The organism is Jatrophihabitans sp. (assembly GCF_036388195.1).
Classification (GTDB): domain Bacteria; phylum Actinomycetota; class Actinomycetes; order Mycobacteriales; family Jatrophihabitantaceae; genus Jatrophihabitans_A.
This window is the reverse complement of the sequence record NZ_DASVSG010000093.1, coordinates 1-8457: the sequence shown is the minus strand read 5'-3', so window position 1 is coordinate 8457 and position 8457 is coordinate 1. Positions and strand designations below refer to the sequence as shown.

The window sequence follows — 8457 nt, the reverse complement described above, 5'->3', positions numbered from 1 at the left end:
GCGCGGTGGCTGGCCGAGCACGGCGTGCGCGAGCTGGTCCTCGTCAGCGAGAACTCCACCTCCTACGGCAAGGACCTGGGCGACCTGCGGGCGCTGGAGACGCTGTTGCCGCAATTGGCTGCGATCGAGGGGATCGAGTGGGTGCGGGTCTCCTACCTGCAGCCCGCGGAGCTGCGGCCCTCGCTGCTGCAGGCGATCGCCGGCACGCCCGGGGTGCTGCCGTACTTCGACCTGTCCTTCCAGCACGCCGCCCCGCAGGTGCTGCGCCGGATGAAGCGGTTCGGCTCGACCGAGTCCTTTCTCGACCTGCTCTGCCGCGCCCGGGCGCTGGCGCCGCAGGCCGGCGCCCGGAGCAACGTCATCGTCGGCTTCCCCGGCGAGACCGAGGACGACCTGGCCGAGCTGGAACGCTTCCTGACCCTGGCCCGGCTCGATGTGGTCGGGGTGTTCGGATACTCCGACGAGGACGGCACCGAGGCCGAGCAGTTCGACGGCAAGCTCGATCCTCAAGCGATCGCCGCCCGGGTCGAGCGGGTGTCGTCGCTGGTGAACGAGCTGATCGACCAGCGCGCCGAGGACCGGCTGGGGGAGCGCGTCGAGGTGCTGATCGAGGCGGCCGAGGACGGCGAGCTGACCGGCCGGGCCGCCCACCAGGCGCCGGAGACCGATGGCGCGGTGCGGCTGACCGGTGAGCTGGTCGGGCTGCGTCCGGGGTTGCTGGTGCAGGCGGTGGTCACCGGCAACGACGGCGCGGACCTGATCGCCGACGTGGTTCCCGGTTCGGCGCGATGACCGGTATCGAGCCGCGTATCGACCCGCTCGCCGAGCCGGTGACGACGGTGTCGGCGTGGAACATCGCCAACGGGCTGACCATGCTGCGGCTGGTGCTGGTGCCGTTCTTCGCCGTCGCCCTGTTCCACGGCAGCGGGCATGCGCCGGGGTGGCGGGTGACGGCCTGGGCGATCTTCGCGGTGGCCAGCCTGACCGACCGGATCGACGGCGAGATCGCGCGCAAGCGCGGCCTGGTCACCGAGTTCGGCAAGCTGGCCGACCCCATCGCGGACAAGGCGCTGATCGGCACCGCGCTGGTTGGGCTGTCGATGCTGGGTGATCTGGCCTGGTGGGTGACGGTGGTGATCCTGGTCCGCGAGGTCGGCGTGACGCTGCTGCGGTTCTGGGTGATCCGGCACGGTGTGATGGCGGCCAGCCGCGGGGGCAAGGTCAAGACGCTGTTGCAGGGAGTGGCGATCGGCCTGCTGGTGCTGCCGCTGTCCGGCGCGCTGCACGCCGCGGCCACCGCGGTGATGACGGCCGCCGTGGCGCTGACCGTCGTGACCGGCGTGGACTACGTGGCCCGGGCGCTGCGGTTGCGCCGGGTGGTGCGGGCGTGACCGATCCATCCGACGCTGACCGGGAGTCGGAGTTGGCCGGCCGGGAGCCAGACGCTGACCTGGATTCCGAGCCAGCCGACCGGGAGTCGGAGCTGGCCGGCCGGTTGGAGCAGGTGCACCGGATGCTGGCCGCGCAGGAGCAGACGGTGGCGGTGGCCGAATCGGTGACCGGCGGCCTGCTCGCGGCGGCGTTGACCAGCACCGCCGGGGCCAGCGCCACCTTCCGTGGCGGCCTGGTGGTCTACGCCACCGACCTCAAGGCCCGGCTGGCCGGGGTGTCGGAGAGCCTGCTGGCCGAGCAGGGCGCAGTCGCCCCCCAGGTCGCGCTGGAGCTGGCCCGCGGCGTGCGGGAGCGGCTGTCGGCCAGCTGGGGTGTCGGGGTGACCGGGGTCGCAGGACCGGAGCCCCAGGACGGCAAGCCGGTCGGCACGGTGTTCCTGAGCGTGGTGGGCCCCGGTCCGGACGCCGGTATCGAATCGGTCTCGGAGCTGAATCTGCACGGTGACCGGAACATGATCCGGGTGCAGATCGTTGAACAAGCAGTGGCACTTCTCGCCGGAGCGGTTTCCCACGTCAACCGAGCACTGTGACGCCGCGGCTGGAATAGTTCGCTGTCAGCAAATAAGTTGGTGGGCTCGGCGCTGGAACTGGCGACCGGACTAGCATTGGATTACAGAAGATCGCCCGTCGGCCGATGGGGATTCAGGCAGACGATGTGATCGTGGACGAGGGGGTATCGCGAGATGGCAGTTCTCCGCCATGTGGTCGGCGAGACCCTGCGTGCGGTCCGCCTGCGCCAGCGCCGCACCCTCCGTGAGGTGTCCGCCGCGGCGCGGGTCAGCCTGGGCTACCTGTCCGAGATCGAGCGGGGCCACAAGGAGCCGTCCTCGGAGCTGCTTGCCGCGATCTGTGAGGCGTTGGACATTCCGCTGTCCGAGGTGTTCCTGCTGGTCTCGGACACCTTGCGTCGCCAGGAGACGACTGCCGAGCGCGCCATGGTGCTCGGAGCTCGGCGTGGCTCCCCGGTGCTGACGCCGGCCCCGTCCCGTGGCGCCGAAGGACCGCAGGTCCGGACGCTGCCGAACGTCGCCGCCTGACCTGCCCCTGACTGCCTGTCGCCGTTTCCGGCGCTGAGCCCGGTTGCGGGCGGGTAACTCTCATCCCACGGTCGAGACAATGGGCGTGTCGGGTGGGTGGCTAGGCGATGCCTCCCCGTCTGCCGCCTAACTTCGGGGTATGAGCACGCACAGTTCGCCCCGACGTCCCGACCCGCTGTTCGACTTCGTGCTTCGATCCACCACGTCCAGCCCGGTGCCCCGCGCGGAGCCGCGGGCCAGCTTCGCCAGCCCTGCGGCAGCTGGCGCCGCGGCTCGCCCTGCCGTGCCGTCCGAGGCCCGGCCCGCCGTGCCGTCCAGCGGTTCAGCCGTGCCGTCCAGCGGTTCAGCCCTGCCGGCCGAGGCCTCGGCCGTTCCGTCCAGGGTGGGGGAGTCGGCTCGTCCGGCTGCTCCGTCCGGCGGTCCAGCTGCTCCGTCCGGCGGCGCGGTGACTTCGTCCGGCGGCGCGCCAGCTTCGTCCGGCGGCTCGGCAACTCGACCGGGGGACTCGGCCTCTCCAGCCGGCGGCGTCCGCTCCCAGCCGGCTACAAGCGGCTCCAAGCGGGCCAGCACGCCCGCCGCGACGGCAGCGGCCCGGATGGCGGGCCCGATGGCTCGCAGCCGCGCCGCCATCCTCGACGGCGCGCGGGCTGCCGTCGAGGCGAACGGAACCAAGATCACGATGGCGCAGGTGGCCGCCCGGGGCGGGGTTGCCAAGGCCACGCTGTACAACCACTTCCGGGCCCGCGAGGACGTCCTGGCCGCCCTGCTGCTGGACGAGATCGACCGGCTGGTGTCGGCGGTGGCCCACCTGGAGCTGTCCCAAGCGCTGATCACCGCCGCGGTGGCCGTGTCGGAGCACCCGTTGCTCGAGGCGCTCGGCGGCCAGGACACCACCACGCTGGCGGTGCTGGCGCGGGTGGACGTACGCACTCCCGGCTGGGCTCGGGTGGCCCAGGCCGTCGAGCACCTGCTGCGGCGAGCTGGCCGGGCAGGCACTCCGACCGTGCTGCGCTGGCTCTCGTCGTTCGTCATCGCACCGGCGGAGGAGATCGACATCGCAGCCGACGTGGCGATCCTGCTCTCGGGCCTGCCGCCTGCCCGATAGCGGCTGCAGCCGGACCGCTTTGGACCGCGCCCTCGACCATGATGCAGACTGGACCAGGACGGATGTCTCCAACGCTTACCGGAAGGTCGTAGCAGCGATGGCGAACGGCTTAGTCAAGGCCTGGCGTTACATCTCAGCCTGGTTCGGCGCCAAGGTGGACGAGAATGCGGACCCGGAGATCCAGATCCGGCAGGCGATCGAGGATGCTCAGCGACAGCACGTCGGACTGAACAACCAGGCTGCGCGCGTCATCGGCACCCAGCATCAACTGGAGCTCCAGCTCGACCGCCAGCTCGGCGAGATCGAAGACCTTCAGGCGCAGGCGCGGCAGGCTCTCGTGCTGGCCGATCAGGCGCGTGCCGCCGGCGATGAGGCCAAGGCGACCCAATTCGAAGAGACCGCCGGGATGCTGGCCAATCAGCTGGTGACCGCCGAGGCTGCCGCTGCCAATCTCAAGCAGCTGCATGACCAGTCCATGGTCGCCGCTCAGCAGGCCCGCCAGGCGGTGCAGGACAACGCGATGTCGCTGCAGGAGAAGATGGCCCAACGCAGCAAGCTGCTCGGCCAGCTGGAGCAGGCGAAGATGCAGGAGCAGGTGTCGGCAGCGCTGAACCAGATGGGCCAGCTGGCCGCTCCGGGCAATACCCCGTCGCTGGACGAGGTGCGCGACAAGATCGAACGCCGCTACGCCAACGCGCTCGGCCAGGCGGATCTGGCGACCAATTCGGTGCAGGGCCGGATGCTGGAGGTCCGCAGGGCGACCACGAACATGGCCGGACAGGCCCGGCTGGCCGAGATCCGCGCCTCGCTCGGCTCCGGCACCGGTGGTGGCGCTGGCGCCGCGGCCCTGACCGACAGCGCGCCGCAGGCGCTGGAGAAGGGCCAGCCGCCGTTGACCGCGGACCAGACCGTGACCGAGCGGGCCGAGACCGAGCGGTAGGCCCACGGTTTCATCGGCCGTTCTGGCCGCTCGCGTGACACGCGGTTGGCCGTGCCCCGGCTTTCCGGCCGCTAGTCCGGCGCCACCGCCTGGCAGGACGGGCAGTAGAAGGTGATCCGCTCCGTCGCCGGGTCGTCGCCCTGCTCGCATTGCAGCACCCGGGTGCCGCACCGCCGGCAGCCCTTGCCGGCTCGGCCGTAGACCCAGTACTGCTGGCCGGGCTGGCGCCACCCGGTGGTGCTCCGGCTGTGGTCGCGAAGGTTGCCGCGCAGCAGACGGGCCGAGTCGTCGATCACCGCGCCGAGGTCCGGCACCTCGGCCACCGGCAGGAACGGGCTGAGCCTGTTCAGGAACAGCACTTCACTCTTGTAGACGTTGCCGATCCCGGCGGCCAGCCGCTGGTCGAGCAGCGCCTCCCCGATGGGCCTGGACGGTTGCCCGGTGAACCTGCGCAGCGCCTCGTCGCGGTCGAAGTCCGGCGCCAGCAGATCCGGGCCCAGGTGCCCGACCACCTGGTGCTCGGCGGCGGTGGCGACCAGCTTGAGGTCGTGCACGCGCACCCCTGTCGCCAGCCACTCGGCGTTGCCGACCAGCGCCCGGATCTCGAAGTCGCGGCCGCGTGGCCGTGCCGTGGCCGGGCCGACCAGCCAACTGCCGTCCATCCGGAGATGGCTGTGCAGGGTCTGCCCGGTGGAGAACCTCATCAGGATGTGCTTGCCGCGCGGCACCACCTCGGTGACGGTGGCGCCGGTCAGATCCGCCAGCGCCAGGGCGGAGGTGCGCAGGTCGAACCGGGTCACCGGCCGCCCGGCCAGGGCCGCATGCAGCCGCTGGCAGGCGATGTAGATGGTGTCGCCCTCGGGCACCTAGCTCACGCCCGCAATCGCAGGCCGCGGGGCGAGGGCCGGAAGCCGGCCTGTTCCAGGGCATGGCCCAGCGCCGAGGCCACGATCGGGTCGCCGTCGGCCGATTCGACGTGCAGCTTGCCCAGCGAGCCGGCCCGGGCGCTGACCGCCAGCGCCGCGGCCGCGGCCTGCAGCAGGCTCCCCTGCGTGGTGAAGGACAGCAGCGTCTTGCCGCCCCGCTCGACATACAGCACGCATTCGCCGTCCACCAGCACCACCAGGGCGCCGGCCTTGCGTGCGGGCTGGTGACCGCGCTTGCCGGCCTCCAGGTCCGGCAGGTGCACCCGGCCCGGCCAGTTCAGGGCCGCTCCGTACGGGTTCGCCGGGTCGGTGGCTGCCAGCACCAGCGCCTCGGACTGGGCTGACTCGCCCCGCTCATAGGCGGTCGTCAAGCTGCGCAGCCGGTCGATCGCGCCGGTGAGCCCGAACTGGGCGGCGCCCAAGCCCTCGACGAAGTAGCCGCGCCGGTACCGGCCGGCATCCTCGCCCTGCCGGAGCACCGGATAGACCGCCGAGAACCCGCCGGTCACCCCTTCGGCGGCCACCTCGCCGCGGGTCAGGATGCCGTAGCGGTCCAGCAGCACCTCGGTGCGCAGCAGCGCCCGGTGGGCATCGTCCGGACTGCGGTCGGGCAGCCGGGACCAGCGCCCGGGAAGGCTGGCCACCGGTTGCCGTCCGGCCGCCGCCAGCGCGGCTCCGGCCAGGTTGAAACGGCCGTACCTGGCTCGGGGAGCGGCCGGGCGCCGGGCATGCGCGGTACGGCCGCCACCGAGCCGGGCGCGCACCGGCGCCAGCGTGTCGTTGGTGAGCAGTCCTGCGAACGCCAGGTCCCAGATCGCGCGGATCAGGTCAGCCTCGGACACCCCCGCGGTATCGGGGCGCTCCGGGGCGCCGGCCAGCCCAGCGGCGCCGGCCGGTTCAGCGGAACCGGCCAGCTCAGCGCGGACCCGGTCGCCGATCGCCCGCACGAACAGCGCCTGCTCACCGTCCAGCGCGGCCAGGACGGCCTTGTGCACCGGAGTCAGCTCGATGTCGGCGACCGGGGGCAGCAGCTCCCCGGCTGCCGACGCCGGGATCAGCGTCAGCCAGCCGTCGTTGCCGGCCAGCGCCCCGGCTCCGCACCACAGCACTTCGCCGGAGCTGGTGAGCTCGTCCAGCAGCGACGGCGAGTAGTCCGACAGCCGGGCCGGCAGCACGAGGCTCTCCAACGCGCTGGCCGGCACCGCGACCCCGGCCAGCTGTTCGATCACCCGGGCCAGGCCCTCGATGCCCCGGCCACGACGGCCGCCACCGACGCCCTGCCACTCCGGCAGGAACCGGGCCAGCACCGCTTGCGGAGCCGGCTCCACCTCCTTGCGCAGCGCGGCCAGCGACCGCCGCCGGATGGTGCGCAGCATGGCGGCGCCGCAGTACTCGCGCCCGGTCCGGCCCGGTGTGAACTCGCCGGCCACCACCTGCCCGGTGGCGACCAGCCGCTCCAGCCCGGCCTGGACGACGGCCGTGCCCAGGCCCAACCGGGCCGCCGGTTCGGCGATCACGAACGGGCCGTGCGTCCGGGCATACCGGGACAGCAGGTCCCCGAGCGGGTCGGCGACCAGTTCGGTGAAGGCCTCGGGGATCCCGACCGGCAGCGCCACGCCGAGAGCGTCACGCACCCTGCCGGAGTCCTCGATCGTCAGCCAGCGCAGCTCGCCGGCGATCCGGACGGTGATCACCCGGCGGGTGGATCGCAGCTGTTCCAGGTCGGCTTCGGTGGCGCCACGGGCGAGTGCCTCGGCGGTGCTGAGGTCACCGACCTCCCGCAGCAGGTCATGGGTCTGGTCCGGGCCGCGCACCTGGCGTTGCTCGCTGAGCCGCTGCGCGTCGGCGATCGATTCGGCGATGGCGTTCTCGTCGAGCAGGTCGCGCAGGTCCGGCGAGCCCATCAGCTCGGCCAGCAGCGAGGTGTCCAGGGTCAGCGCCTGGGCCCGGCGCTCGGCCAGCGGCGCGTCGGTGTCGTAGAGGAACATGCCCACGTAGCTGAACAGCAGGGACTGCGAGAACGGCGAGGGGCTGGCGGTCTCGACCTCGACCAGCCGGATCTCCCGGCTGTTCAGCTGGCGCATCAGCTCGGTCAGCCCCGGCAGGTCATAGACGTCCTGCAGGCATTCGCGCATGGCTTCCAGCACGACCGGGAACTGCCCGTAGTCCCGGGCCACCTGCATCAGGGCATTGGCCCGCTGGCGTTGCTGCCACAGCGGCGCGCGCCGGCGCGGGTCCCGTTTGGGAAGCAGCAGCGAGCGGGCCGCGCACTCGCGGAACCGGGAGGCGAACAGCGCGGAATTGGTCACCTCGCCGGTGACCAGCCCGCCGACCTCCGCGGGGTCGAAGACCGCGATGTCGGTGCCGGGGGCCTCGGCGGTGGTGTCGGGCAGCCGGAGCACGATGCCGTCGTCGGAGTGCATCGACTGCACGTCCAGGCCGTGCCGTTCGCGCAGCGCGGCCGAGATCGCCAGCGCCCACGGCGCGTTGACCGGGGCGCCGAACGGGGAATGGATGACCAGCCGCCAGTCACCGAGCTCGTCGCGGAACCGCTCCACGACGATCGTCCGGTCGGTGGGCAGGTGGCCGGTGGCCGCTCGCTGTTCGGTGAGGTAGCCGACCAGGTTGGCCGCGGCCCACTCGTCCAGGCCGGCGGTGCGGGCGCGCTGGAGCGCCTCGGGCTGGGCGGCGCTGCCGAGCTCGCGCACGAACGCGCCCAGCGCCCGGCCCAGCTCGACCGGCCGGCCCAGCGAATCGCCCTTCCAGAACGGCATCTTGCCCGCCTGCCCGGGCGCGGGGCTGACCAGGACCCGATCGTGGGTGATGTCCTCGATCCGCCAGGACGAGGACCCGAGCAGGAACACCTCACCGACCCGGGACTCGTAGACCATCTCCTCGTCGAGCTCTCCGACCCTGCTCGCCTTGTCGCCGACGAGGAAGACCCCGAACAGGCCCCGGTCGGGGATCGTCCCCCCGCTGGTGACCGCCAGCCGCTGGG

The 8457-nt window shown here is 72.4% G+C and carries 8 protein-coding genes; 6 read left to right on the top strand and 2 right to left on the bottom strand.

The window, feature by feature from the left end; translation table 11 throughout:
• From VF612_RS10025 to VF612_RS10000, 6 genes are all read left to right on the top strand, one after another.
• Nucleotides 1-792: radical SAM protein (locus VF612_RS10025; protein ID WP_408659707.1), on the top strand; the 792-nt coding region annotated here is incomplete at its 5' end.
• Nucleotides 789-1391 carry a CDP-diacylglycerol--glycerol-3-phosphate 3-phosphatidyltransferase gene (gene pgsA, locus VF612_RS10020; RefSeq protein ID WP_408659706.1) on the top strand — a complete coding sequence of 201 codons (603 nt, stop codon included), beginning with the start codon at nt 789-791 and terminating at the stop codon, nt 1389-1391. The genes VF612_RS10025 and pgsA, both read left to right, overlap by 4 nt.
• Nucleotides 1392-1483: 92 nt before the next feature.
• A complete protein-coding gene (locus VF612_RS10015; RefSeq protein WP_408659709.1) occupies nt 1484-1981 on the top strand; it encodes a CinA family protein in 498 nt (165 codons plus the stop codon).
• A gap of 153 nt (nt 1982-2134) precedes the next feature.
• A complete protein-coding gene (locus tag VF612_RS10010) occupies nt 2135-2488 on the top strand; it encodes a helix-turn-helix domain-containing protein (protein ID WP_408659705.1) in 354 nt (117 codons plus the stop codon).
• 139 nt (nt 2489-2627) lie between these two features.
• On the top strand, nt 2628-3593 hold the full coding sequence (locus VF612_RS10005; protein ID WP_408659704.1) for a TetR/AcrR family transcriptional regulator: 966 nt from the start codon (nt 2628-2630) through the stop codon (nt 3591-3593).
• 97 nt (nt 3594-3690) lie between these two features.
• Nucleotides 3691-4533, top strand: coding sequence for a PspA/IM30 family protein (locus tag VF612_RS10000; RefSeq protein ID WP_408659708.1), 843 nt, complete (start codon nt 3691-3693; stop codon nt 4531-4533).
• 71 nt (nt 4534-4604) lie between these two features.
• Here VF612_RS10000 and VF612_RS09995 read toward each other — a convergent pair whose 3' ends face one another.
• Together VF612_RS09995 and VF612_RS09990 are read right to left on the bottom strand one after the other, a co-directional pair.
• Nucleotides 4605-5399, bottom strand: a complete 795-nt coding sequence (locus VF612_RS09995) for a DNA-formamidopyrimidine glycosylase family protein (protein WP_408659703.1) — start codon at nt 5397-5399, stop codon at nt 4605-4607.
• 5 nt (nt 5400-5404) lie between these two features.
• Nucleotides 5405-8457: Lhr family ATP-dependent helicase (locus VF612_RS09990; RefSeq protein ID WP_422653743.1), on the bottom strand; the 3053-nt coding region annotated here is incomplete at its 5' end.